Consider the following 25,960-nt stretch of genomic DNA (forward strand, 5'->3'; position numbering starts at 1 on the left):
CGGCCTGTTGCTGATCGCATCGGCCGCATGAAGCTTGCTGCGCTTGCCGGCATGGCTTTGCTCTCCATGCTATCCGTCAACAAGGCACATGCCGAATTCACCGTCTGCAACCAGACGCTCGACGTCGTCAACCTCGCCGTTGGACAGAAGGTCGACGATGCCGACCAGACCGACGGCTGGTGGACGATCGGCGCCAACCAATGCGTCAACGTCATCCGCGAGGAGCTGACCAACCGCTACATCTACATCTATGCCACGGACGTCTTCGGCCATGCGATCCTCACCGGATCGATCGAGATGTGCATCGACCGGCGCCGCTTCTCGATCCGCGGCATCGACGAATGCTGGCAGCGCGGCCATATCGCGGCGCGCTTCGTTGAGGTCGACACGCAGGAGCAGGTGCGCTGGACCTATTTCCTGAGCGGGAACGGCCCGTGACGCACAGCATCGACACGAGCTTCAAACTGAAGAAGCAGGCGCGCCTTGCCGAGCGCCGACGCAAGCTGTGGCGCTGGATTCTTTCCGGCGTTGCGGCACTCGTCCTCGTCTCGACAGCCACGGGTTTCTACCTCACACGCGATTACTGGTCCTTCGGCGACGAGGACGAGGAACTGCATCCGGTCGAGGGGATGGATGACGTGCCGCCCGACGCTTCGGTCTATGTGCCGGCCATCATCGACCTCGCCGGCGATCCGATGTGGATCACGCTGGCGCCCGATGCCGACACGGCCAAGGGCAAGACCGTCGCGCGCCCGGCCGAGCTCGACAGTTCCGGCGCCTCGCCGCAGATCGAAATCCTGTCCGATGTAATGTTGAGCGCCAGCGAAAAATTCATGACGACGATCCCCTCGACGCAGGAGGATTTCGCCTTCTTCCAGGCGCAGCGGCAGACCGCGCCGAAATCTCCTGCAACGGCGCCGCAGGATCGGCAAGCCGCCCCCCTCGCTCCGGGCGCAGCCGACGACCAGCAAGGCGATCTTGAGAACGACCTTCAGGCCGCACCCGACGAGAGCGAAGCTCCTGCCAGTTCAGCGCCCAAGGCGGATGCCGATGATCCGGAAGCGGGCTGGAGCGAGACCGTCGACCAGGGCGAGGCCGCCCTTCCCGCTTTCAAGAAGACCCAGATCGAGAACAACACGACCGTTGCGACCGTCAGCAGCGAATACCAGCGCTTCGAGGCGACCGAGGACACATTCGTAAAAATCCTCAACGACCGCAGCCTGGACAGCGTCGTCGCCGATGCGCATTTCTCCGCCGACGACGCGAAGCTGGCGGGCGAAGCGCTGAAGACGCTGTTCAACCGTGACGGGCTGGGGGCGGGCTTTGTCGTGGCGATGCGCGGATTCAGGCCGAACCGCGAGACCACCACCATGTCGCTTATGCAGGTCTCGATCTACGCCAGGAATGTCTATGTCGGCACGCTGACGCGCAATGCTGCGGGCGCGTTCGTGTCGGGCGTCGACCCGTGGGTGCGGGAGGACCTTTTCAACTATTCAGGCGCATCCGACGAAGGCGGGCCCAAGCGCCAATATCGCCTGCTCGATGCGATATATTCGACGGCCGCCCGCAACAAGGTTCCGACCAGCGTGATCGGAGAGGCCATCATGTATCTGTCGCGAGGACAGGATCTCGACGCCTTCGCCAGCGAGGACCAGCGGCTGGTGCTGATCTACTCGCAGACGCCGCGCGGCCAGGGCGAAATCTCAGGACGGGTCCTCTATGTCGGCGTTCAGGGCACGGAGAAGACGCTCGACTGTTTCGTCTTCCAGCAGAGCGATGGCCAGTATGCGTGCGTGACGGGCAATGACGAGGTTCGCTCGCTCAGCGTCACCAACGGCATGGTCACGCCGGTGAGCGGGGTGATGACCTCGACGTTCGGCCCGCGCAAACACCCGATCCTGGGCACCGTTCGTATCCATAAAGGCGTCGACTGGGCCGCGCCGGTCGGCACGCCGATCATGGCCGCCTTCGACGGCGAAATCACCTTCCAGGGCGATGGCGGCAGCTATGGCAATCTGGTGAAGATTACTCATGCCAACGGGCGCGAGACGCGCTACGCGCATATGCAGAAATTCGCCATCGCGAGCGGCGTCGGCACCAAGATGAAGGCCGGCGACGTCATCGGCTATATCGGCACCACCGGACTTTCGACCGGCCCGCACCTGCATTTCGAGCTCTACCAGAGCGGCCAGGCGATCGATCCGCTGGGTACGGTCACCACGGTCGCCACCTATGCTTCCGGCGGCGCCGGCGGCGGCTACGGCGATGCTGCCGTCGAGACGCTGACCGACCGCATCGTCCATGTCGAAAGCGGCGGCAAAGCGCGAGCCAAGAACCCGCTCTCCTCGGCGACCGGTGCCGGTCAGTTCATCACCAAGACCTGGATTCGGATGATGAATACCTATCGGCCCGATCTCGCCCGCTCGCTGTCGACCGCCGACCTGCTCGCGCTCCGCTACGATGCCACATTGTCGCGCGAGATGGTGCGTAATCTGGCGCGCGAGGGCGAAGCCTATCTTCGCGCCCGCGGCCACCAGATCACCGCCGGGCGGCTCTATCTCTGCCATTTCCTGGGCATGGAGGGTGCTGCCCAGGTGCTGGCGGCGCCCGGCTCGGCGCAATTGAGCGCAGTGCTCGGCTCCGCCGTGATCCAGGCCAACCCTTTCCTTACCGGCAAGACCACCAGCTACGTCGTCGACTGGGCCGAGCGGAAAATGGGTCAGAAGGTGACCCGCTTGGCGTCGTCCGATCAGAACCAGCAGACGACCACGACCCAGGTCCGACAGACATCGCCGGAGTTCGAGAAATACAAGCAGGCCGTCACGGCTCTGATGAGCTCGATCCAGACCACCCTCTGAGGCCCTGTCGCGCTACCGTCGATCGCTGTTCGCAGCGTGAGTGATTCGTGCGGCTTATTCCGTCCTGATCCGCATCTCGACCCGGCGGTTGACCGGATCGTAGGGATTGGCGACGCGCGGGTGCGACTTGCCGAGACCAATCGCTTCGAGCCGGGTGGCCTGTACGCCGTTCGCAGTCAGGAATGCGGCAACCGATTTCGCCCTGCGCTGCGACAGCTCCTGATTGTAGCGATCCGAACCCGAAGCATCGGTGTGGCCTTCGACAACGAAGCTGAACGAACTCAGCCGGTTGTCTTTCAGCGCCTTGGCGAACTCGTCGAGCTCGGTGCGCGCGGTCTGGTCGAGCTGGGCCGAATCCAGCGCGAAATTGATCATCATGTCGAGCCCGGTTTTGGTGGGGGCCGCGGTCTGGTCGTTCTTGCTCTTGCACTCTTCTTCAGTGCCGACGCAAATGCCGCGCGTCGCGCCGAGATTGCCCGCGCCGGTGAAGAACTTCACGATGTCTTCGGATTTCTGAAGCGGATCAGCGGAAACGTGCGTCGAAAAAAGCACGGCCGCCAATGCAACGGCTGAACTGGCCCACCGCATGACCGTTACTCCCTGTTTGAGCGGATTTCGCTGCGGCGGACGATAGCAAATCTCGCGCCGATTGTCTGTGAACAAACACACGCTGCGTGCGCCCGTCATTTGCTAAAGCTAACGCTTGACCAGCGCCTCCGCCGGGGCTTCAGTATCCCTATTCCTAATAAGGGCGTGGCAGCCATGGCGAGGGGGCTCCAGTTCAGGACGGCGCGGGATCTCTTCAGCGCTTGCCCCGCCATTGCCCGGGACATGAAAGCGGTCCCGACAGACCAGCCCTCGATCGAGTTTTGCCGCGCGCTGCTCGCCGGGCGCGTGCCGGAGGAAGCAATCACCTTCTGCGCCTATCTGCTGCCCGAGCGCCCTGCGATCTGGTGGGCGCATGAGTGCCTAAGCAACCTTGCCGAGCTCCTCGGCGACAAGGATCTCGAATTGCTGGCGCTCGTGGGCGACTGGGTCGGCGAACCCGGCAATCCCGACCATCGCGAGGCGGTGGCCCAGGCCGTGGAGGTGCCGCCCGCGACGCCGGTTTCCTGGATCGCTTTGGCAGCAGGCGGGCGCGACGGCGGCTCGGCCATCGATCAGGCGACAGCCGGATTTCCGACCGCCCATGCCGTCAGCGCGGGGATACTGGCGGGCCTTGCGCGGGTATCGCTCGCGGACCGGTTTGCCGTGCTTTCAGCCTTCGTCGAAATGGGCATCGAGATGGCGGAGATGGAGGCGCAGCAGCAACCGGCCGATGCCTAGGCTTGCGACTGGCCGCCCCTCAATGTTATCAACCCCAGCCGCCACCGCCACCAGCCCCACCGCCCAACGGCGGGGCCACGACAGGCTTGGGCTCCTCTTCAACCGGCTTGGTCACCTTCTTGAAGGCCGCCTTCTTCTGCTTGACGACCGTCGGCGCGGTTGTCGTGCTGGTCACCGTCGGCTGAGGCCGCGCGGCTACCGGCGTCGGCTCGGATTTGGGCAACAGGGACGTGCAGCCCATGAGCGTCGCGAGGACGCCGGATAACATTGTTCCAATGAGTGCTTGCTTCAATGCCCTGCCCACAATTGCCTCCCTGTTGCTCAGAACAAATCCCGGCGCGGATTGGCCTGTTCCCAGACCGCTCGCGCCACCTTGATCAGTTGGTCGTCCATCGAACCGTTCGCGGCGATCTTCGACTTGAGTTCTCCGCGCAACTTCTTGAGCGCGGCCGTTTTCGCCTTCGTTCCAAATTTGGCCAACGTCGCCTTGGCATTCGGCAACTCGTTGCGGAGATCGAGCGCGGCCGCGAAAGCAAGGTAACGTACGGCGAGAGGCTGGTCCGCCTTGTCGCCCCGCTGCAGTTCCAGAGCCGCGCGATCATATGCGGCCGACTGATCACCGCGGTCGGTCGCTACCTCGAAAAGGCGTTGCGCCTCAGCAAGGTCCTGCTGCACACCGACACCGTCCCTGTACATACGCGCCAAGCTGCCGGGAGCGTAGGGTTGGCCGAGATCCATGGATTTCTGGAAGAGTTCGAGCGCGCTCTTGGGATCCTTCTCAACCCCAGTGCCGGCGAGATAATTTCGGCCGAGCAGGTTCATCGAATACATGTCCTGCCGTTCGACGCCCGCTTTGAGGAAGGCCACGGCGCGAGCCGGATCGGCAGGTACGCCGTTACGACCTTCCGTAAAAATCGCGGCGAGGTCGTTCATGGCATAAGTGTGCCCCATCGCCGCCGCTTTGAGCAGCAGGTCCAGGCCCTTGGTGGCATCACGATCGACGCCATAGCCGTTGAACAAAGCGCGACCCCACGAGGTCATTCCATACGGATCGCCCTTGTCGGACGCTGCGGCATAGAAGGTATTGGCCTGCTTGCGATTGACGGGCATTCCCGTTCCCGTGGCGTTGAGATAGCCAAGCTCGAACACCGCCCGGACATGCCCCATGTCGGCAGCCTCCTGGATCGCCTTCTTGGCCTCGTCGACCTTGCCGGCAACAAGCAGCGCACGCCCGAGCTGGTAGCGGAAGCGGGCGACGTCGGGATAGGCTTTCACCGCTGCCCGGCAGACATCCACGGCGTTGCTGCTGATTTCGTTCGGCAGCAGGCCGGGGACGACGCCCTGCAGGTCGAGAGGCTCGCCGGCCTCCCTGTCACAGGCGTCGACGCTTGGCGACAGTTTCATCGTCGCCGGCTTCGACGGCGTGTTGTCGGCCCTTATTTCGAAGCCGACGCTCAGCGGCTTGACGGCGCCGATCTGGGGTTCGTAGCGCAAGTGGTCGACTTCATCGGCCATCAGGCTTGAATCCGGAGACAAGGTCCGGTCCGGCAGCGACAGCGTTCCCGTTGCCGGATAGCTTGCAAGCTTCACGCTGACGGTGGGATCCTTGGTCGGAAAAACGAGCTTCAGCGGCACAGGGCCGACACCGACCGGGACGGTTACGTCACGGTTCTCGATCGCCTCGGCGGCGCCGGTGATGTGAATGCCGCGCTCCAGCACCTGCTGCTCCTGCTCGGCCTCGAGCGAAGCCATGAGCTGCTGCCCTTCGGCCGCGTTCCCGTTCTTGACCCGAAACACCAGGATACCTTGGGATTGACCGCCCCAATTGTCATGCGTGGCATAGGCCAGCATGTCGACCTCTTCCTGCGCGCCGGATCCTTTCGGCACGTCCATCTTAAGACGCGGCAGATCCTTGCCCGCAATCGGCTGGCCGACAGCGACAGGCTTGCCGTCCAGCGTCAGGCGTCCAAGCGCCGGCGGCCTTTCGATGCTGACGGTGACCGCGCCGCCGTCGACATCGACCGGCTCCGGCAGGTCAAGCGCCACCGGTCCGACGCCCGACGGCACGACCTTTTCCAGCACCGGCGGCAGTGCCGGTCGACTGGCGCGGCGCATCAGCACCACCTCGTCGATCAGCGACGAATTCTCCCAAGGAACCTGCTTGCCATCGGTGGCTTTGACCACGTCGCGGCGAACCGCCGCCATCACCGTGCGGATCTCCTGGTTGGGCGCCAGCGCCCGGCGCGAGAAGGCGGACGAGAACGGGCTGAGATCATCCGCTCCGTCATAGGCGACGGCTCCCGGCTCGGTGGCGAAGGCAATCAGCGTGTTCAGCGAGCTCTTCACCTGCGCAAGTCCGGTGCCGCCCGCGGCAATCAGCTGGTCCCGCAACCAATAGTCCTTGCGCGGGAACGGATTGTTGCGGCAGGCATCGAGGATGATCACCTGGATCTTCGATTTCGCCCGCAGCTGCTCCAGTACGTCGTCGAGCTTGATCGCCTGGACCTCGATGTCGGCCGCGGCCTTTAGCGAGGCATCGACCGGGATGAGGAAATTCTCGCCGCCGATCTGAAAACCGTGGCCCGAATAGTAGACGACGGCGAGATCGGCACCGTCCGCCGCGGCGAGATAGTTGCGGAATTGCTCCTCGAACCGAAGCTTGGTGAGATCCTTGGCGACGAACACGTCGAAGCCGGCCAGGCGGAATGTGTTCGACACATCCTCGGCATCCTTGTCCGGGTTCTTGAGAGCCGGGATGTCGCGGTATTCGGAATTGCCGATCACAAAGGCGACCCTGCGCTCCGCATGAGCTTCGAAGGCCGTGAAGCTCACGAGAACCAGGGCTGCAAGGAACGCGCAGCATCGCAGCATGGCAAATCCTTAACTGCTATGACCTGTCGGCCACAGGAACGCAGCTTGCGGCGCCGAGGTCTGTTAAAGAGTTCACAATCTGCCGGGACCAGAGCAGACCGCATGCATAACGACAGCGGGCATGCGTCTCATCCAACCAAGTTCTAAATTACTCCAGAGACCTATTCACCGCAATGACAAGACGCGTTGGATCGCCGGATTTGCGTCGCGGCCATCCAACTTCCGGTTCAGGGCTGCCGGGCGTTTGCGCTGCCTATGCCAGCCGCGCGGCGTGCCACTTCAAATGATCGTCCATGAAGGTCGAGATGAAATTGTAGGAATGATCGTAGCCCTCCTGCATGCGCAGCGTCAGCGCGATGCCTGCCTTTTTGCACGCCTCTTCGAGCAGCCAGGGACGAAGACCATCCTGGAGGAAGCCGTCGGCGCTGCCCTGGTCGACGAGCAGTTCGCCGTAACGATGGCCGTCCTCGATGAGCAGCGTGGCGTCACAGGCGCGCCAGCTCTTTTCGTCTGATCCCAGATATTTTTCCAGCGCCGGCCGCGACCAGCCCGCCGTCGTCGGCTGCACGATCGGCGCGAAGGCCGAGCAGCTCCGGAAGCGCTCAGGGTTCTTTAGCGCGATGGTCAGCGCGCCGTGCCCGCCCATCGAATGGCCGAAGATCGACTGGCGCGACACGTCGACCGGGAAATTGGCGGCGACGAGCGCCGGCAATTCCTCAGTGACGTAGGAGTACATGCGATAGTTCTTCGCGTAGGGCGCTTGCGTGGCATCGACGTAGAAGCCGGCGCCGCAGCCGAACTGCCAATTGTCCTTCTCATCGGGAACGTCCGGACCGCGCGGGCTGGTGTCAGGGCAGACGACGACGAGTCCAAGCTCGGCCGCCAAGCGCCGGTATTCGCCCTTGTCCATGACATTGGCATGGGTGCAGGTGAGCCCCGAGAGATACCACAAAACCGGCAAAGGCCCGTCCTTCGCCTGGGGTGGCACGAAGACGGCAAAGGTCATGTCGCAAGCACAGACTTCCGACGCGTGCGAATAGACGCCCTGGATGCCGCCGTGCGATTTGGACGTGGAAAGGACGTTCATCGGTTCTGCCTTCTCGCCGGGAATGTCCGGCCCGACATAGCTGCCGGACCCGGCGCCCGCAACCTTGCACCTCGCCAAAACGGCGCAGATGCGCGATCGAACGGCGGAAGGGCGGACATTTCGAGCCGCTCTCGTTATGCGTCGCCTCCCAGGCGAGCGTTCGCGTGTTCTAGGGTCGGCAAGAGAACATCCGGGCCGGATCGCAAAAAGAAGTCTTTTCTGTCCTTTGCTTCGCCGAAACCGAAGCGGGGTGCTCGCTGGCAAGCGGGCAGGGAAAATTCGACGGGTTGTGAACGGAAGCTATCCGACGGTGCAATGCGGGTGGGGGTGCTCGCATTGCACCGGCGGCTCGGCAATCAGCGGATTGATGAGCAGATCGCGGTGCGCTGCCGCTCGCCGCATCGTCAAGCGATAAGCTGGTCGATCCTGATCGGCAGATCGCGGATGCGCTTGCCCGTCGCGTGGTAGACCGCGCTGGCAACGGCGGCGGCGGTGCCGACATTGCCGAGTTCGCCCAAGCCTTTGACGCCGGCCGGATTGACGGCGTGGTCTACCTCCGGGACCAGGATCACCTGCAGGTCCCTGATGTCGGCGTTGACCGGCACGAGGTAATCCTGCAGGTCGCGGTTGACGTAGCGGGCATAGCGCCTGTCGACCTCGGTCGCTTCATGCAGCGCCTGGCCGATGCCCCAGATCATGCCGCCCATCAGCTGGCTGCGCGCGGTGCGCGTGTTCATGATGCGGCCGGCCGCGAAAGCGCCGACGATGCGCGGCACACGGATTTCCCGAGTACAGCTGTTGATGCGAACTTCGACGAACTCCGCGCCGAAGGCGTATTTCACCGAGTCCTCGTCCTGATCGCCGCCATGGAATTCCGACTGACCGGCATAGAGTTTCTTCACTGCCTCAGGCGTCGCGCCTTTCGGGGCAAACTCGGCATATTCCTCGATCGCGCCAATTTGCATCGCCTTGAAGACGTCCTCGATCTTCGCGGACGCTCCGCCCCTGGCCGCAAGCTTGCCGCCGTCAAGGTCCAGTTCCTCGTTATGTGAGCCGGCAAGCGGGCCGCCTTCGGCCGTGGCTCCGGCGGAGAGCTTCGCCCGGATGGCGTCGCAAGCCTTCAGAACCGCCGAGCAGACGCTTGCGGTGGAAATCGAACCACCTGAGACCGGGGCCGGAGGCAGGCTGCTGTCGCCCATTTCGACGGTCACCTTGTCGATCGAAACGCCAAGACGTTCCGAGGCCATCTGGGCGGCCACTGTCCGGACGCCGGTGCCGATCTCATGCGAGCCGCATTGCACCCGCACATCGCCATCCGACGTCAGGCGCACGCGCGCCGCGCATGGTGCCACCGCGGTGGGGTAGATGGCGGTGGCGCAGCCCATGCCGATCAGCCAGTCGCCGTCGCGCATCGCGCCGACCTTGGGGTCCCGCTTCGCCCAGCCGAAGGCATTGGCCGCCTGTTCATAGCATTGGATCAGCGAGCGGCTGGAGAAGGGCTTCTTGCCGATCGGTTCCGCCTTCGGCTCATTGATGCGGCGGAACTCGACCGGGTCCATGCCAAGCGCCACCGCCATCTCGTCCATCGCGTTTTCCAGCGCGTAGACGTAAGGTGTCTCGGGCGGCGAACGCATGTAGCCCGGCGTGTTGCGATCTGCCTGGACCAGCGACACATGCGTCAACACCGAGCCGTAGTCGTACATGCGGCCGGTCGCCGAGGTGCCGCCGACAACATAGGGATCAGGGCGCGATGTCACCTCCCATCCTTCGTGCGCGAAAGCGGTGATGCGGCCGTCCTCGCCGGCGCCGATCCGGATGCGGTGGCGGGTTTCGGCCCGGTAAGTCTGTGTGCCGAAAGCCTGCATGCGGCTCGTCACGCAGCGCACGGGACGCCCGAGACGTTTTGCGGCTACTGCGACGATGGCGGTGCGCGGCGTCATCGGTCCTTTTGAGCCGAAGGCGCCGCCGATGAAGGGACTGACGATGCGCACATTGGCCGGATCGATTTTCAATTCTCTCGCAAGTTTGGCCTTCCAGCCGGTGACGTTCTGGGACGGCTCGTGGACGATGAGCTGATCGCCCTGCCAAAATGCCGTCGTGGAGAACAGCTCGATCGGGTTGTGGTGCTGGGTGGGCGTTGAATACCGAGCGTCGATCCTGACCGCGGCGGCTGCATAGGCGGCGTCGAAATCGCCTGCTTTCACATCCTCCTTGAACAGCGGACTCTTGCCGGCGGCGGGAATGGTTTTGGTGCCGGGACTATCGAAACTCGCGGACGGCTTCTCTTCCTCGTAATCGGCGCGGATCAACTGGGCCGCCTCCTCCGCCGCCTCGAATGTCTCGGCAACGGCCAAGGCGATGATCTGGCCGTCGTGGAAAATCGTCCTGTCATGCAGCGGTCCGATCGAGGTCGCGCCGGCGTTGCCGAATTTCGGCTTCTCGACCTTGTCCATGTCGCCATAAGTGACGATGTCGAGAAGGCCGGGCACGGCACGGGCATCGTCCAGGTGAAGCTTCGTCACCCTGCCCTTGGCGATGCTGCTGGTGGCCAGCGCGCCATAGGCTAGGTTTGCCGTCGGCAGGTCTGCCGGATAGTGGGCTTGCCCGGTGACTTTCAGCCGCGCATCGACGCGCGGCAGCGGTTCGCCCATGTTCTCCTTGGGCTTCGGAGCGGCTGGGTCCATGGTCACACCTTCATGTCTCGCGTTTCGAGCAGCGCGCGCACCAGCGTCCGCCTTCCGAGCTCGATCTTGAACGCATTGTGCTGGCGCGGTTCGGCACCGGCAAAGGCAGCGTCCGCCGCCGCACCTGCCGATGCCTCGTCGAGCTTCTTGCCCTGCAGGGCCGCTTCGGCCTCGCCGGCGCGCCACGGCACCGTCGCCAGCCCACCGAGCGCAATCCTTGCCTCGCGGACGCTGTCGCCGTCGAGGTCGAGCGCAACGGCCGCCGAGGCCAGCGCAAAGGCATAAGACTCGCGGTCGCGGATCTTCAGGTAGCGCGAGCGCCGGGCCCACGGTAAGGCAGGCACCTCGATGGCGGTGATGATCTCGTCCGCCGCCAGATCCGTCTCGATATGCGGCGTGTCGCGGGGCAGCCGATGCAGCCTGGCAAAGGGAATTTCGCGCGCTCCGCGAGACCCCTCGGCTCGAATAACGGCATCGAGCGCAATCAGAGCCTGGGCAAAGTCGCCGTGATAGGTGGCAATGCAGGCATCGCTGGCGCCCAGCACCGCGTGCTGGCGGTTGAAGCCTTCCATCGCCGCGCAGCCCGAACCCGGCACCCGCTTGTTGCAGGCCCAGGAGGACTCGCGGAAATATTCGCAGCGCGTTCGCTGCAGCATGTTGCCGGCAAGACTCGCCATGTTGCGGATCTGGCCGCTTGCCGCCAGCCGCAAACTTTCGGCAATGACGGGATAGCGGCGTTTGACTTCGCCATGGTCGGCAGCCTCGCCCATCCGCACCAGGGCGCCGAAGCGCACGCCGTCGTCGGTAACCCTGATCTGCCTCAGCCCTGGCTCTTCGAGCCGGTTGAGGTCCAGCAGCCGGTTGGGCGCCGCCACCCCAAGTTTCATATAGTCTGCAAGATTGGTGCCGCCTGCGATGAACTGCGCGTTCGCCCGTGTCGGCTGGTCGTCCTCGGTGGTAAAGCGGGATGCGATGGCGGCCGCGGTGGAGACATCTGTCGGCCGTTCATAGATGAAGGGGCGCATCGTCAGGTTCCTCTCGCCTGATCGCGCGCCTGGACGACCGCGGCGACGATGTTCGGGTAGGCCGCACAGCGGCAGATATTGCCGCTCATATATTCGCGGATGTCGTCCTCGGAGTTGGCGTGGCCTTCGTTGACGCAGCCGATGGCCGACATGATCTGACCCGGCGTGCAGTAGCCGCATTGGAACGCGTCGTGGTCGATGAAGGCCTGCTGCATCGGATGCAGCTTGCCGTCGCTCGAGGCAAGCCCTTCGACGGTCGTCACCTCCTTGCCGTCGTTCATCACGGCGAAGCTCAAGCAGGAGAGCACGCGCTTTCCGTCCACCAGAACGGTGCAGGCGCCGCACTGCCCATGGTCGCAACCTTTTTTCGTGCCGGTAAGGCCGACATGGTCCCGCAGGGCGTCAAGCAGGCTGGTCCTGGCATCCAGCGAAAGCTCGTAAGGCTGCTTGTTGATGCGCAAGGACACCGCGACCGTTTCCCTCAAGCCGGAACGGGTCGCGGCCGGTTTTTCCGCTCTCGTTGGGGAGCTGAGCAAGGGCGCCGCCGCGGCGGCTGAGACAGTAGCTGTCATGAAGCTTCGCCGGCTGAGGCCGGTCGCGCTTGGCGCAAAAATTCGGGACATGGCTCGCTCCCAGGCTGGCTGTCATCGGGGCTGGCTATGGGGCGCTAACCTCTCAACGGGGGCATTGTTCCGAATTTTGCAGGCGAAGGCCCGGAAGCTCACGCGACTGTGACAGCATCGACGGAAGTCGGAGGCAGAGCACGCCGGGACAGCAGAGGAAAGTTCCGCGCAAGGGGGGTTGACTGCCACGCGGCGGTGCGCACCGGCGCTGCGCAAGCTCGCACAACCGATCGAAAGTCACACCGGTAGATACCAATTCTCCAGTTGTCGAACCGTAGCTGAGCAATAAGGCTAACAGGCCCTGCCCAACGACAGGAGGGGTGGTTTCGAGCAGGGCATGGGAGCGGGGCTCTGGTTCAATGCTGCGGTCCTTGCGCCACCAGATGGAAGCTGTATCGGTCGCGCACGAACTCGTTGAAGAACCGGCCCTTGGACCGAGCAGCCTTGAATGCCGCGTGGGTCTCTGGCTCAACCTGCTCATAGTCATAGCGGTCGCCGCTCGGGACAAACCATACCGAAAGGACGTCGCCGGGTCGTAATAGATGTTCCGGATGGCGGTGGAAGGCATGACGAGCGCCCCGTTGGCCAATGCGTAATTCCCGGAGCTGTCAATGGGTTCCGTCGCACCGGCTGCCGACGGATCAGGGCCTTGCGAGACCTGCCGAATTGCCTATCTGAGGTTTATGCCGTCAACGAAATCGAGCGCCACGGCGCAAGTCCGCCAAGGAGATCTTTTCGGTGTCCCGAACAGCCTGCCGGAAGGATTCCGCTACCGGCCGGAGCTGATCACGCGCAACGAAGAAAGCGCGTTGGTGCGCTGCATCGAAGGCCTGCCGTTCAAGCCCTTCGACTTCCACGGCCATCTAGCCAACAGGCAGGTTGTCGGCTTCGGGCTGCGTTACGACTACGACCGCCGCGAGGTCGTGGAAGCACCGGCCATACCCGACTTCCTGCTGCCGCTTCGCGACAAGGTCGCCGACTTCGCCGGTCGGCCCGCGTCGGAGTTCTCGCAGGTGCTGATCAACGAATACCGGCCTAGCGCGGGCATCGGCTGGCATCGCGACAAGCCCCATTTCGAGCTCGTCGTAGGCGTCTCCCTGCTGGCATCCTGCAGTTTCCGGCTGCGCCGCAGCAACGGTGCGACATGGGACCGGCAGACGATCGAGGTAGAACCGAGATCCGCCTATCTCATGGCCGGTCCGGCGCGCAACGAATGGGAGCACAGCATTCCGCCGGTCGCAGAACACCGCTACTCGGTCACATTTCGGACCTTGCGACCCAAGCTGTAAGTCCGACGTTCTGCCAGGCCGATACTCCAAGTCGCCCAATCAGGGGTCGAGCCATGGCGTGGTGTCCTCCACAGCCGTGCCGGCCTTTGCCGGATCGGACGGACGGCGCGCGACGAAGCCGCCGAAACCAGCTTGCGCCTGCAGCTTTTCGCCCGCGATCAGCGGCTCACCACGCAGCAGCACGGTGATCGGCTTGCCCGTCACCGCCATGCCTTCGTAAGGCGAAAAGTCGACGCGCGAGTGCAGCATTTCGTGGCTGATGGTCCACTTGCGTGCCGGGTCCCAGAGCGCGAGATCCGCGTCCAGGCCGGGGGCGATGCGACCCTTGCGGTGGCCGAGACCGTAGATCGCGGCGGCATTGCGCGAGGTCAGATCCAGATATCGCTGCAGCGAAAGGCGCCCCGTCAGCAGCCCTTCGGAAAACAGCAGCGGCAGCCTGGTTTCCAGGCCCGGAATACCGCTCAATGTCGTGGTGAAACCTGGCTGCGGCGCTTTGCCGATCTTGTCGGCGAAATAATAGGGCGAATGATCGGACGACCAGAGGTCGATGCCGCCGTCCGCCAGCAGCCGCCAGAGATGCTCGCGGGTATGCGGCGTGCGCGGCGGCGGCGAAAAGACGAAGCGGGCGGCGTCCCTGCCTGGGCGGGCGAGGTCCGCGGCACCGAGGAAGATGTATTGCGGGCAGGTTTCGGCCGCGACGTCGACGCCGCGCTGACGCGCCCGCGCGACTTCCTCGGCGGACTGCCGCGACGACACATGGACGATGGTCATGCGGGTGCCGGTCATCTCCGCCAGCGCCAGAGCCCGATGGGTCGCCTCGCGCTCCATGATCTCGCTGTGCGCCACGGCGTGATAGCGCATCTCGGTGCGGCCAAGCTCGATCAGCCGCTGCCGCGTGCGCCGTATGGCGGCATCGTTCTCGGCATGAACCATGACGATCCAGCCGAGCTTCCTCGCCGTATCGAGCACGGTGAAGAACAGGTCGTCGTCGACCGCGAAGCCCTGGTAGGTCATGAAAAGCTTGACCGAAGCAATGCCTTGCCCGGCCAATTGGCTAAGTTGTGCCTCGACGTTGGCGCCGGTCCCCATCGTCACCACCGCATGGAGGCCGTAGTCGATGATGGAACGGCCGGCCGCGCAGCCCATCGCCCGTTCGAGCGCATCCACCGTGGTCATATTTGGACCCGGCATGCCGAAGGGCACGATGCAGGTCGTGCCGCCGAATGCGGCCGAGATGGAGCCCGATTCAAAATCGTCGGCGTTACCGGCCCCGCCCCAAACGGGCTGGTCGAGATGGCAGTGGGCATCGATGCCGCCAGGCATCACCCACAGGCCCGCGGCGTCAATGGTTTGCCCACCTTGCAGGCCTGAATCGATCGCCGCAATGCGGCCGTCATCGATGCCGACGTCGCAATCCCGCCAACCGTCATCCAAAGCGACCCTACCGCCTTTTACGACCAGCTGATGCGAGCGCCGCGCCATTCGTGCCGCTCACGCCGCTGTGCTGTTGCGGGTCACCGGGCAGGCAAGCACCGGTCAGGCCCTCAGCCGCTTGCCATCGGGATCGAAGGGCGGCCTCTCGAGCAACACGGCATTGTGCGGCCGGCCGAGGATCGCGACGGTGACGGCATCGCCGGATTTCACCGAGCCCGCCTTCACATAGCCGAGCGCCAGCGACATGCCGACATGATAGCCGTAGGCGCCAGACGTGACCTGGCCGACCGGCGTGCCATCGGGAAGGAAGATCGGCTCGCCGCCCGTGGCGTCGGCATCCTTCGCCTCGATCGAGATCATGATCAGCTCGTCGCGGGCCGGCTTCGATGCCAGCGCGGCATAGGCGTCGCGGTTGAGGAAGTCGCCCTTATCCATCTTGATCAGGCGGTCGAACTTCACTTCCTGCGGCCAATATTCGGGCGAGTATTCGCGGCCCCAGCTGCCATAGCCCTTCTCCACCCTGAGCGACATCAGCGCGCGCGAGCCGACCGGCCCGCCGCCTTCCTGACGCGCCGCGTCGAGCAGGGCGTTGTAAAGAGCGGTCTGGTCCTTCTCCTCGCAATAGAGCTCCCAGCCGAGATCGCCGGTGAAGGAGACGCGCAGCGCAATGACATCGAGGCCGGCAACGGTGATGCGGCGCGAGGCCATGAAGGGGAACGACGCCGTCGTCAAATCGTCATTGGTCAGGCGCTGCAGCACCGCGCGCGACTTCGGCCCGGCGACGTTGAAGCCGCACATGTCCTCGGTGAGCGAGCGGAACGTCGTGCCCTCCGGCAAGGGCAGCATCTTGAAGAAACGCTGATGATAGCGCTCGGCCATGCCGGAGCCGAAGACGCGATACTCGTCCTCCGCCAGCTTGGTGACGGTAAAGTCGCCGGCGATGCCGCCGCGCTTGCCGATCAGCGGCGTCAGGCAGGATCGTCCGACCCGCGAGGGAATCTTGTTGGCGAAAAGCGCGTTCAGCCAGGCCTCGGCGCCCGGCCCCTTCACCTCGTATTTGGCGAAGTTGGAGATGTCGATGATGCCGACATGGTCGCGCAGCATGCGCGCCTCGCGGCCGACAGGGTGCCACCAGTTCTGCCTGGTGAAGCCGATCGTCTCCTCGCGCGGCTCGCCGTCGATCGAGAACCACAGCGGATGCTCCCAGCCGAAGTTCAGGCCGAACACCGCGCCGTTTTCCTTCTGCATGGAATAGGCCGGCCGTGTGCGCACCGGCCGTCCAGCGGCGCGCTCCTCGTTTGGGAAATGGATCTTGAAGCGATGGCTGTACTGGTCCTGCACGCGCGCCTTGACGAATGCCTTGCCCGCCCAGTGGCCGAAGCGGGCGAGATCCCAGCCGAACATGTCGAGCGTCGGCTCGCCCTCGATCATCCACTCGGCCGCCAGGCGCCCGAGGCCGCCGGATTGCGAAAAGCCCGGAATGATGCCGGCGCAGCAGAAATAGTTGCGCAGCTCCGGCACCGGGCCGAACAGCGCGGCGCTGTCCGGCGACCAGATCATCGGTCCGTTGATCACCCTCTTGACGCCGGCAGCGCCGACCGCCGGCACGCGGGCGATCGCGCGCATCATGTTCTCCTCGATGCGTTCCAGATCGTCCGGGAACAGCTCGTGGCCGAAATCCTGCGGCGTCCCGTCCTCGGCCCAGAATTTCATCGCCCGCTCATAGGCGCCGATCAGCAGGCCGAGGCCCTCCTGACGCAGGTAATATTCGCCATCGCGGTCGGCGACCGAAGGCAGACGCCGGCCCATCGAGGCGATCTCTGGGATGGTCTCGGTGACGAAATACTGGTGCTCGGTCGGTATGAGGGGCAGCGCCAACCCGGCCATCGCGCCGACCTCACGCGCCCACAGTCCGGCGGCGTTCACCACCCATTGCGTGCGGACGTCGCCCTTGGTGGTGCGCACGATCCAGCTGCCGTCCGGCTGCTGCTCCGTTCCGGTCACCGCGGTGAAGCGGTGGATTTCGGCGCCACGCTGGCGCGCGCCGGCCGCGTAGGCGGCCGTCACGCCCGAAGGATCGACATTGCCGCCTTCGGGTTCGTACATGATGCAGCGTATGCCGTCGAAGTCGACGAGCGGGTGCAGCCGCTCGGCCTCCGCGCGGTCGACCTCGTAGAAGTTCATCTTGTAGCGGCGCGCTTTGGCTTCCTGCAGCCGGAGCTGATGTTCACGCGCCTCGGTCTGGGCGAGATAAAGCGATCCCGGCTGGAAGATGCCGCAGCCCTGACCAGTCTCCTTCTCCAGCTCCTTGTAGAGCGCCATGGTGTAATGCTGCAGGCGGCTGATATTGGTCGAGTCGTGCAAGCCGTGAATGTTGGCCGCAGCATGCCAGGTCGAGCCCGAGGTGAGCTCGTCGCGCTCGAACAGCACGACATCGCTCCAGCCGTGCTTGGTCAGATGATAGAGGATCGAGCATCCGATCAGGCCGCCGCCGATCACAACAGCCTGGGCATGAGTCCGCATTTACGTGTTCCTTGTGGCTGTGTGCCGGAGCCGGACGGCCGGGCGACGGGCCGGATAACAACAGGGGTCCGTGCTGGCTCTTGTGCCGACAACATGACCCCACTTTTTCGAACGCCGGCAATGTAGAAAGCTCGGGAAACGACTGTAAAGCCTGCTATTGGGGCTGGCTGCTGCTTTTCGGGGCAGTTAAGAGCAAAAAAAACGAGGTCATAGCCACATCAATCTTCGTTTGTAGGCATAGAGGCCGGGTGTAGCTTTTGGCGGGGAATTGAGCAGCCGCGACCAGCGGCGCCACCAATGGGAGCCACCCGCCATGGACCTGCATTCCGAGCGCGGATACAGACCGGTCAGACCGGCATGCCTCTCGTCGTCCATGCGTCTTGACGGTCCGGCGGCGCGGTCGCGCCGCGGCCTTCAAAACCGGTTCCGCATCAGTCGAAAAGACAGCGCCGAAGCGCCATGTCCGGCACGCGCATCGCGACAACTCGGAGGTTAAGACCTTGGACAAGACATCGCATCCCTATATTCCGACACTGCTCGATCAGCTTAACGACGGCGAGATCAGCCGCAGGGACTTCTTGCGCAAGTCGACGCTGCTCGGGCTTTCGGCCGGCGCGGCCTATGCCATGGCCGGCATCATCGACCCGGCGACGCAAGCGCGTGCCGGCGACCTGCCGAAAGGCGGCAATTTGCGCATCGGCATGCGCTGCATGGAGATCAAGGATCCGCATCTGGCCGACTTCGCCGAAAAATCCAACGTCATCCGCCAGGTCTGCGAATATTTGACCTTTACCGACCGCAACAACATCACTCACCCCTATCTCTTGGAGAAGTGGGACGTCAGCGATGACCTGAAGACCTGGACGCTGCACATCCGCAAGGATGTGAAATGGCGTGACGGCAGGGCGCTTAATGCCGACGACGTGGTCTGGAACCTGAAGCGTGTCAGCGATCCCAAAGTCGGCTCCTCGGTGCTCGGCCTGTTCACCGGCTATCTCGTCGAGGAGTACGATACCGGCGAGAAGGACGACAAGGGCAATCCGAAGAAGTCGAGCCGGCTCTGGTCCGACAAGGCGATCGAGAAGGTCGACGACAGCACGGTGCGGCTGAACCTGTTCTCGCCGCAGATCGCGGTCGCCGAACATCTCTTCCATTATCCGATGTTCATCCTCGATCCGAAGGACAATGGCGCCTTCGGCCCGAGCGCCAACGGCACCGGTCCCTTCGAGATGGTCGAATACACGGTCGGCAAGGGCGCGAAGTACAAGGCGCGGGCCGATTATTGGGGCGGTGCTGCGCATCTCGACACGTTTGAATTCGTCGACCTCGGCGACAATCCCGGCGCCGGCATCGCCGCGATGGCGTCCAAGCAGGTCGATGGCCTGTCGGAAGCCGACGCGGTGCAGATCAATTCGATGAAGGCCTTCCCGCATGTCTCGGTCCACAAGGTCGAGACGACGCAGACCATCGTCATGCGCATGCATCCCGATGTCGAGCAGTTCAAGGACAAGCGCGTGCGCCAGGCCATGCGCCATGCGCTCGACCGCGACAAGATCATCCAGACCGTCCTGCTCGGCGCCGGCACGCCTGCCGAGGACCACCATGTGGCGCCGTCGCACCCCGAATATGCTGCGCTGCCCAAATGGCCGCGCGACGTCGAGAAGGCGAAGAAGCTGATGGCCGACGCCGGCCATGCCGGCGGTTTCGAATTGGATTTGGTGACGCGGCCCGACCCGATCTGGGAGCTTAACACGACACAGGCGATGGCCGAACAGTTGAAGGACATCGGCATCAAGGCCAACATCAAGTCGCTGCCGAGCGCGCAGTACTGGGAAGTGTGGACCAGCGCGCCCTTCAGCCTGACCGCCTGGGGCCACCGCCCGCTCGCCATCATGACGCTCGGCCTCGCCTATCGCTCCAATGCCGCCTGGAATGAATCGCATTTCTCGAACGCCGAATTCGACAAGCTGCTCACCCAGGCCGAGGGCATTCTCGACCCGAAGGAGCGCAGCAAGGTGATGGAGAAGATCGAGCTGATCATGCAGGACGAGGGCCCGATCGTGCAGCCGTTCTGGCGCATCTTCTCGACCGTCATGGACAAGAAGGTGCAGGGCTTCGAACTGCATCCATCACAGTACATCTTCGCCAAGGATTATGCGGTCGCCTCCGCCTAGACCACGCTGCGCCCGGCCGGCGACAGAACGGCCGGGCGTTCCTTTCCACTCGCACCCAGAACGGAAACGTCCGGCTGATGGCAATATTCGTGGCGAAACGGCTGGCGATGATGCTGCTCACCATGGTCGCGGCGTCGTTTCTGGTATTCGCCGTCTGCGAGTTCACCCCGGGCAGCGTCGCGCGCAAATCGCTCGGGCCTTTCGCGACGCAAGAGCAGGTCGATTTCCTGACCAAGAAGCTGAGGGCCGACGATCCGCTGCTGGTGCGCTACGGGCGCTGGGCGGGCGTGCTGCTCGGCATCATTCCGGATCCGCTCCAGGACCCGAGCACCGGGCTCAATTTCAAGGATCCGCGCGGCGCGCAGTATTTCGGCAATTTCGGCTATTCGACGCTGAACAAGCTGCCCGTCAACGACGTCATCTGGAACCGGCTCGGCAATACGGCGATCCTGGCCGGGCTGGCCTTTCTGCTGATCGTGCCGCTGTCGATCGTCTTCGGCATCCTGTCCGGCCTGAAGGAAGGCGGCGTGCTCGACCGGCTCTTGTCGGTGATCTGCATAACCTTCACCTCGATCCCGGAATTCGCGTCGGGCGTGTTTCTGGTCACCCTATTCGTCATTCTCTGGCCCGTGCTGCCGGGCACCAGCCCGCTCGATACAGAGGGCGGCTGGTCCGTTCCCTCGCAGCTCGTGCTGCCGGTGGCGGTGCTCGTCATCTATGATTTCGGCTATGTCGCGCGCATGATCCGCGTGTCCATGATCGGGGTGATGGAAAAGCCCTTCATCCGCACCGCGGTACTGAAGGGAATGAGCACACGCCAGGTCGTCATCGGCCATGCCCTGCGAAACGCGATGATCGCCCCGTTCACGGTGCTGCTCCTGCAGATCAACTTCCTGATCAGCGGCGTGGTGGTGACCGAGCTCGTTTTCGCCTATCCCGGCTTCGGTCGGCTGCTGCTCGATGCCAGCCTCTTCGGCGACATCGCGACCATCGAGGCGGCCACGCTGATCACCGTCGCCATCGCGGTCACGACGCAATTCGTCGGCGATCTCGGTTACATGCTGCTCGATCCACGCATAAGATTGCGATGAGCGCACTGGTCGAGCAAAGAGCTATGGAGGCGACAGCCGTCAAGGCAACGGGCAGGGCACGCCTGAAATGGGCGCGCATCCTGCGCTCGCCTACCGCACTGGTCGGGCTGTTCCTGGTCGGCTTCTGGGTGCTTGCGGCGATCCTCGCACCGGTGCTGCCGCTCTATTCTCCGACCGAGCAGGATGTGATGGCGCTAGCCGACCCGACGCCATCGGCGGCGCATTGGCTCGGCGTCGACATTCTCGGCCGCGATGAGCTGTCTCGCCTGATCTTCGGCGCTCGCACCGTGCTGGTCGTCGCGCCGCTTTCGGTCGCGGTCGCCATGATCGTCGGCATCACGCTCGGCATGATCGCCGGCTATTACGGCGGCTGGATCGATGCCGTGATCAGCCGCCTTTCCGACATCATCCTCGCCTTCCCGGTGCTGGTCCTCTACGTCATCCTGATCGCCAATATCGGGCCATCGATAATCAACATCGTCATCGCCACGACGATCGCCTCGGCGCCAGGAATCGGGCGAATAACGCGCGGGCTGGTACTCGGCCTGAAGGAGCAGGAATACATCGCCGCCGCAAGGCTGCGCGCCGAAAGTACTTTATACATCATGCTTGTCGAGCTGTTGCCCAACTGCCGCGGCATGCTGATCGTCGATGCCTGTCTGCGCATCGGCTACACCATCATCACCATCGGCATTCTCGGCTTCCTTGGCCTTGGCCTGCCGCCGCCCAACCCGGACTGGGGCGGCATGGTCAAGGAAAGCACGACGGTGCTCAACGTCTGGCCTTTGATGTCGGTGCTGCCCTCAATCGCCATCGTCAGCCTGGTTCTGGGTTTCAATCTTTTGGCCGACGGCCTGCGGGAGGCCTGGAAGCCATGACGATGGTCGCCGAGCCAATTTCGATGAAAGGCGAGCGTGCGTCCGGGACGCCGCTCCTCGCTGTCCGAGATCTGCGCATCGAGTTTCGCGGGAAGGCCGAGACGATCGTTGCGGTGCCGAAGCTGTCTTTCGAGGTGAAGCCCGGCGAAAGCTTCGGGCTGGTCGGCGAATCCGGCTGCGGCAAGAGCACCACGGCGATGGCGATCATGGGCTATCTCGGTGCGACAGGCGTGGTCGCCGGCGGCAGTATCCGCTTTGAAGGCGAGGAACTGGTCAACGCACCGGCGCACAAGTTGCGCGCCATACGCGGACGGCGCATCGCCATGGTCTACCAGGACCCGATGAGCGCGCTCAATCCGGTCAAAACGGTCGGCGCGCAGCTTGCCGAGGTGCCGATGCTCCATCTCGGCGCAAGTCGCGTCGAGGCGCTCGACATGGCAGCCGCCATGCTGAAAGACGTGCGCCTGCCCGACGCCGGCGACATGCTGAAGCGCTATCCGCACCAGCTTTCGGGCGGCCAGCAGCAGCGCGTCGTCATCGCCATGGCGCTGCTTGGGCGGCCGTCGCTGCTCCTGCTCGACGAGCCGACCACCGGTCTCGACGTGACGGTGGAGTCGGCGGTGATCGATCTGATCGGCGAGCTGCGCCGTCGCTATGGAACCAGCCTGCTGTTCATCTCGCACAATCTCGGTCTGATCGCCGAAAGCTGCGACCGGGTCGGCATCATGTATTCCGGCGAGCTGGTCGAGGAGGCGCCGACGCGCGAGCTGTTCGGCCGGCCACGCCATCCCTACACGCAAGGGCTGATCGACTGCATTCCCGATATCGGGCACGGCAAGCACAGTCGCACGCTTGCCGCCATTCCGGGCCATATCCCGCTGCCGTCGGAGCGGCCGCGCGGCTGCCTGTTTGGTCCGCGCTGCGCCGGTTTCCGCGCCGGCCTGTGCGACCGGCCCGGCATGACGCTGGAACCGGTCGGCGAGCGGCATGTTGTGCGCTGCGTGCGCTGGCCCGAACTCGAGGTGGCTCATCGCGAGCTTCCGCCGCTATCCGGCGAGAGTGCGGCACCGGCAGCCGAGATCACTTTCTCCGACATCACCAAGTTCTATCACCTCGGTTACCACAAGACGCTGAAGGCCAATGAGGCCGTATCCTTCGAGGCCGGCAAGGCCGAGATCGTCGCGCTGGTCGGCGAATCCGGCTGCGGCAAGTCGACCCTGGCGCGTATCGTCACCGGCCTCGACCGCGCCACTTCGGGCGAAATCCGCATGGCTGGCGAAAACATCGCCGCGATCGAAGCGAGCGCGCGGCCGAAGCCCCTGCTGCAATCGATCCAGATGGTGTTCCAGAACCCGGACTCGACGCTCAATCCGTCGCACAGCGCCGGCTTCTCGATCCGTCGCTCGCTGAAGAAGTTCGGCATCCGCAAGGGCAAGGCGGCCATCGACCAGCGCATGCGCGAGCTGCTGGAGATGGTCCGGCTTTCGCCGGACTTCGCCGCCCGCCGGCCGAGCCAGTTGTCCGGCGGGCAGAAGCAGCGCATCGCCATCGCCCGCGCCTTCGCCTCCGATCCGTCGCTGATCGTCGCCGACGAGCCTGTGTCGGCGCTGGATGTCTCCGTGCAGGCGGCCGTGGTGACGCTGCTGCTCGACATCCAGAAGACCCGGCATGCGACGATGCTGTTCATCAGCCATGACCTGGCGCTGGTGCGCCACGTCGCCGACAAGGTCGTGGTGATGTATCTCGGCAAGGTGATGGAAAAAGGCACCGTCGAGGAGATCTTCGGCGGTGCGACCCATCCGTACACCGAGGCGCTGATCTCGGCGATCCGCAGCACCAAACCGGAAGGGGCAGAGCGCAACCGCATCACGCTGACCGGCGACACGCCGAGCCCCGTCGATGTCCCGCGCGGCTGCCGCTTTGCCAGCCGCTGCCATCGCAAGCTGGGTTCGATCTGCGACAGGGAACCGCCACCGATCCGCAGGATGTCCGCCACGCACGAGATCGCCTGCCACATTCCGGCGGAAGCGCTGGAGAGTCCCAGGCATCCGGACGAGGCGAGCGACCGTTCATGACGAGGCCAGCTTCACTGGGCCGCCTCTGGCGTCAGGCCGAACGGTCGCGCGCCATCCTGTCGATCATGGCGCGCATCTGCCTGGCCGGCACCGGCAGCGCCATGCTGACCACCGCGGTCTCGCTTGCATTGAGCGCGCCGGGAATCGACCCCTCCGAAGTGCAATTGGTGCTGACCGCTTACCCGGTCGGATTTCTCATCGGCTGCCTCGTCGCGCGTCCGCTGGTGTCGCGCGTCGGCCATGAGCGCGCCTTCTTCGCCATAACCGTGCTTGCAAGCCTCGCCGCCGCGGGGTTCGCGCTCACCGATTCCATGCCGGCATGGCTCTGCTTCCGACTGCTCGGCGGCCTTGCCATGGCGGCGATGTTCGTTGTCTGCGAAAGCTGGATCAACCTCTATGCCGACCAGCACAATCGCGGCAGGCTGTTCTCCATCTACATGCTGACGACGGCGGTCGCGGTGCTGTTCGGACAGCTGCTGCTGGAGATCGTCGGCGCGCATTCGCCGCATTTGTTCGCCGTCAGCGCGGCGACGGTGCTCTTGTCGGCGCTTGCACGGTTTGTCTCCAGGCCTTGGCCTGCCCTGCCCGCCGAGCAAACCGAGCCGTCCCTGGCCGATATCCCGGCGCAGGACGAACGCTATGGCGTCGTCCAGTTGCTGCGTCTCGCTCCGGTAACGGTGGTCAGCATCTTCCAGGCAGGCATCACCAACATGAACATTTTCGTGCTGACGCCGATCTACGGCGCCAAGATCGGACTGTCCGCCGCCGCCACTGTCGGCCTGGTGACGACCGTCAGCATTGCCGGCATGCTGGCGCAGACGCCTATCGGATGGCTGTCCGACCGGTTCGACAGGCGCATCATGCTGCTTGTCCAGGGACTGCTTTCCGTGTCGCTATGCGCCTCTATCGCCTGGCTGGGCAGCGGACCGCTACCGCTGCTCTTCCTGCTGTTCTTCCTCTATGGGGCAACCGCGCTCACGGTCTATCCTGTGGCCATCGCCTTCGCCAATTCGCGCATGCACAGCCGGCACATGGTGGCGGCTTCGGGCACGCTGCTTCTGCTCTATTCGGTCGGCAACATCCTGACGCCGGGTCTCGCCGCCGGACTGATGGAGCGTACCGCGCCGCAGGCCATGCTGTTCGTGCTCGGCACCGGCGGCATTCTGGTGGCGGTTGCGGCTTGCATCAATCTGCGGCGGCGCCCGGTCGGTGTCGCGGTTGCGCAGCCGTGCGGAGGCGAGCCGTGAACAGCGCCCTTCCCCACCGTCTGGATGGCAAGTTCGTTCTGATCACGGGCGCCGCGAGCGGCATCGGCGCGGCGATCGCGCGCCGCTGCGCCGACGAGGGAGCCCGTGTCGCCTGCTCGGATCGGGACACAGCATCGACGAAGGCGCTTGCCGCCAGCCTTGGGCCGAATGCTCTGGCTGTCGACTGTGATGTCACCGATCCGGACTCGGTCCAAGATGCTGTCGACGCGACAGCTCAAGCATTCGGCCGGCTGGACGGTCTGGTCCACAACGCCGCGGCTCCCTCGACCGACGGCACCGTCGCCGACCTTGCAGTCGACAAGTGGCGGCTGGAAGTCGACGTCAGCCTGACCGGCGCGTTCCTGATCTCCAAATTCGCGGTGCCGCTGATGGCATCGAGCGGCGGCGGGTCGATCGTCTTCATCGGCTCGCAATTCGCGCGCGTCGCCGTCGGCAAGGCGGTGGCCTATTGCGCGGCGAAGGCGGGGCTTGTGCATTTGGCGAAGGCGATGGCGATCGACCATGCGGATCAGAACATCCGGGTGAACAGCCTGTCGCCCGGAGCGGTCGCGACCGCCCGCCTGCTGCAGCGCTGGTCCAGTCTGGAGGCGGCCGACAAGGGTCTAGGACCTGCGCATCTGCTCGGACGAATTGCCGAGCCCGAAGAGATCGCAGCCGCCTGCGCCTTTCTGCTTTCGTCCGACGCTTCCTTCGTCACCGGCACGGACCTCCTGGTGGATGGCGGCTATGCGGTGCGTTGAATCAATTTCCAGCA

At 64.3% G+C, this 25,960-nt stretch carries 20 protein-coding genes; 10 read left to right on the forward strand and 10 right to left on the reverse strand.

Annotated elements, in window-relative coordinates:
• Window positions 1–27 precede the first annotated feature (27 nt).
• Both EJ078_RS08250 and EJ078_RS08255 read left to right on the forward strand, forming a co-directional pair.
• A complete protein-coding gene (locus tag EJ078_RS08250; protein WP_127215028.1) occupies window positions 28–438 on the forward strand; it encodes a DUF1036 domain-containing protein in 411 nt (136 codons plus the stop codon).
• Window positions 435–2,858, forward strand: a complete 2,424-nt coding sequence (locus tag EJ078_RS08255) for a M23 family metallopeptidase (RefSeq protein WP_127215029.1) — start codon at window positions 435–437, stop codon at window positions 2,856–2,858. Before EJ078_RS08250 ends, EJ078_RS08255 begins: the two co-directional genes overlap by 4 nt.
• Window positions 2,859–2,912: 54 nt before the next feature.
• Here the strand turns inward: EJ078_RS08255 and EJ078_RS08260 are convergent, their stop codons facing one another.
• Complete coding sequence (locus tag EJ078_RS08260; RefSeq protein WP_189413772.1) at window positions 2,913–3,446, reverse strand: OmpA family protein; 534 nt, start codon at window positions 3,444–3,446, stop codon at window positions 2,913–2,915.
• Between the two features lie 174 nt (window positions 3,447–3,620).
• On the opposite strand from EJ078_RS08260, the gene EJ078_RS08265 reads away from it, so the two are divergent.
• Window positions 3,621–4,184 carry a hypothetical protein gene (locus EJ078_RS08265; RefSeq protein ID WP_189413765.1) on the forward strand — a complete coding sequence of 188 codons (564 nt, stop codon included), beginning with the start codon at window positions 3,621–3,623 and terminating at the stop codon, window positions 4,182–4,184.
• 28 nt (window positions 4,185–4,212) lie between these two features.
• On the opposite strand, the gene EJ078_RS08270 is transcribed toward EJ078_RS08265, so the two are convergent.
• The 7 genes from EJ078_RS08270 to EJ078_RS08300 all read right to left on the reverse strand — a co-directional run bounded on the left by EJ078_RS08270 (window position 4,213) and on the right by EJ078_RS08300 (window position 13,064).
• A complete protein-coding gene (locus tag EJ078_RS08270) occupies window positions 4,213–4,452 on the reverse strand; it encodes a hypothetical protein (RefSeq protein WP_245457373.1) in 240 nt (79 codons plus the stop codon).
• Between the two features lie 53 nt (window positions 4,453–4,505).
• The gene (locus tag EJ078_RS08275) at window positions 4,506–7,055 is read right to left on the reverse strand and encodes a caspase family protein (protein ID WP_127403484.1); all 2,550 of its coding nucleotides are present in this window, start codon (window positions 7,053–7,055) and stop codon (window positions 4,506–4,508) included.
• Window positions 7,056–7,308: 253 nt separating this feature from the next.
• Complete coding sequence (fghA, locus tag EJ078_RS08280; RefSeq protein ID WP_067328005.1) at window positions 7,309–8,142, reverse strand: S-formylglutathione hydrolase; 834 nt, start codon at window positions 8,140–8,142, stop codon at window positions 7,309–7,311.
• A gap of 404 nt (window positions 8,143–8,546) precedes the next feature.
• Window positions 8,547–10,826, reverse strand: coding sequence for a xanthine dehydrogenase family protein molybdopterin-binding subunit (locus EJ078_RS08285; protein ID WP_127215056.1), 2,280 nt, complete (start codon window positions 10,824–10,826; stop codon window positions 8,547–8,549).
• A 2-nt stretch (window positions 10,827–10,828) separates the two neighbouring features.
• On the reverse strand, window positions 10,829–11,851 hold the full coding sequence (locus EJ078_RS08290) for a xanthine dehydrogenase family protein subunit M (protein ID WP_208721195.1): 1,023 nt from the start codon (window positions 11,849–11,851) through the stop codon (window positions 10,829–10,831).
• Between the two features lie 2 nt (window positions 11,852–11,853).
• Window positions 11,854–12,423 (reverse strand): (2Fe-2S)-binding protein, encoded by a 570-nt coding sequence (locus EJ078_RS08295; RefSeq protein ID WP_164750409.1) that lies wholly within the window; start codon window positions 12,421–12,423, stop codon window positions 11,854–11,856.
• Between the two features lie 407 nt (window positions 12,424–12,830).
• Window positions 12,831–13,064, reverse strand: a complete 234-nt coding sequence (locus EJ078_RS08300; protein WP_306462664.1) for a KTSC domain-containing protein — start codon at window positions 13,062–13,064, stop codon at window positions 12,831–12,833.
• Window positions 13,065–13,157: 93 nt separating this feature from the next.
• Here EJ078_RS08300 and EJ078_RS08305 point away from each other — a divergent pair, with 93 nt between their 5' ends.
• Window positions 13,158–13,763: an alpha-ketoglutarate-dependent dioxygenase AlkB gene (locus tag EJ078_RS08305; protein WP_127215057.1), complete on the forward strand. Its 606-nt coding sequence runs from the start codon at window positions 13,158–13,160 to the stop codon at window positions 13,761–13,763.
• Between the two features lie 39 nt (window positions 13,764–13,802).
• On the opposite strand, the gene hydA is transcribed toward EJ078_RS08305, so the two are convergent.
• Both hydA and EJ078_RS08315 read right to left on the reverse strand, forming a co-directional pair.
• A complete protein-coding gene (hydA, locus tag EJ078_RS08310; protein WP_127215054.1) occupies window positions 13,803–15,245 on the reverse strand; it encodes a dihydropyrimidinase in 1,443 nt (480 codons plus the stop codon).
• 54 nt (window positions 15,246–15,299) lie between these two features.
• Window positions 15,300–17,720 (reverse strand): FAD-dependent oxidoreductase, encoded by a 2,421-nt coding sequence (locus tag EJ078_RS08315; protein ID WP_127215053.1) that lies wholly within the window; start codon window positions 17,718–17,720, stop codon window positions 15,300–15,302.
• Window positions 17,721–18,220: 500 nt separating this feature from the next.
• Between EJ078_RS08315 and EJ078_RS08320 the strand changes: the two genes are divergently transcribed.
• The 6 genes from EJ078_RS08320 (at window position 18,221) to EJ078_RS08345 (ending at window position 25,946) form a co-directional block, all read left to right on the forward strand.
• Window positions 18,221–19,894 (forward strand): ABC transporter substrate-binding protein, encoded by a 1,674-nt coding sequence (locus EJ078_RS08320; RefSeq protein WP_127215052.1) that lies wholly within the window; start codon window positions 18,221–18,223, stop codon window positions 19,892–19,894.
• Window positions 19,895–19,971: 77 nt separating this feature from the next.
• The gene (locus EJ078_RS08325) at window positions 19,972–20,985 is read left to right on the forward strand and encodes an ABC transporter permease (protein WP_066989127.1); all 1,014 of its coding nucleotides are present in this window, start codon (window positions 19,972–19,974) and stop codon (window positions 20,983–20,985) included.
• Window positions 20,982–21,863, forward strand: coding sequence for an ABC transporter permease (locus EJ078_RS08330; protein ID WP_245299494.1), 882 nt, complete (start codon window positions 20,982–20,984; stop codon window positions 21,861–21,863). The genes EJ078_RS08325 and EJ078_RS08330 overlap by 4 nt, the downstream gene beginning before the upstream one ends.
• The gene (locus tag EJ078_RS08335; RefSeq protein WP_127403486.1) at window positions 21,860–23,938 is read left to right on the forward strand and encodes an ABC transporter ATP-binding protein; all 2,079 of its coding nucleotides are present in this window, start codon (window positions 21,860–21,862) and stop codon (window positions 23,936–23,938) included. Before EJ078_RS08330 ends, EJ078_RS08335 begins: the two co-directional genes overlap by 4 nt.
• Window positions 23,935–25,185, forward strand: coding sequence for an MFS transporter (locus EJ078_RS08340; protein WP_127215051.1), 1,251 nt, complete (start codon window positions 23,935–23,937; stop codon window positions 25,183–25,185). The genes EJ078_RS08335 and EJ078_RS08340 overlap by 4 nt, the downstream gene beginning before the upstream one ends.
• Window positions 25,182–25,946, forward strand: a complete 765-nt coding sequence (locus EJ078_RS08345; RefSeq protein ID WP_095801030.1) for an SDR family oxidoreductase — start codon at window positions 25,182–25,184, stop codon at window positions 25,944–25,946. The genes EJ078_RS08340 and EJ078_RS08345 overlap by 4 nt, the downstream gene beginning before the upstream one ends.
• The last annotated feature ends 14 nt before the right edge of the window (window positions 25,947–25,960 follow it).

This window comes from Mesorhizobium sp. M1A.F.Ca.IN.022.06.1.1 (assembly GCF_003952605.1).
In the GTDB taxonomy this organism is placed as follows: Bacteria; Pseudomonadota; Alphaproteobacteria; order Rhizobiales; family Rhizobiaceae; genus Mesorhizobium.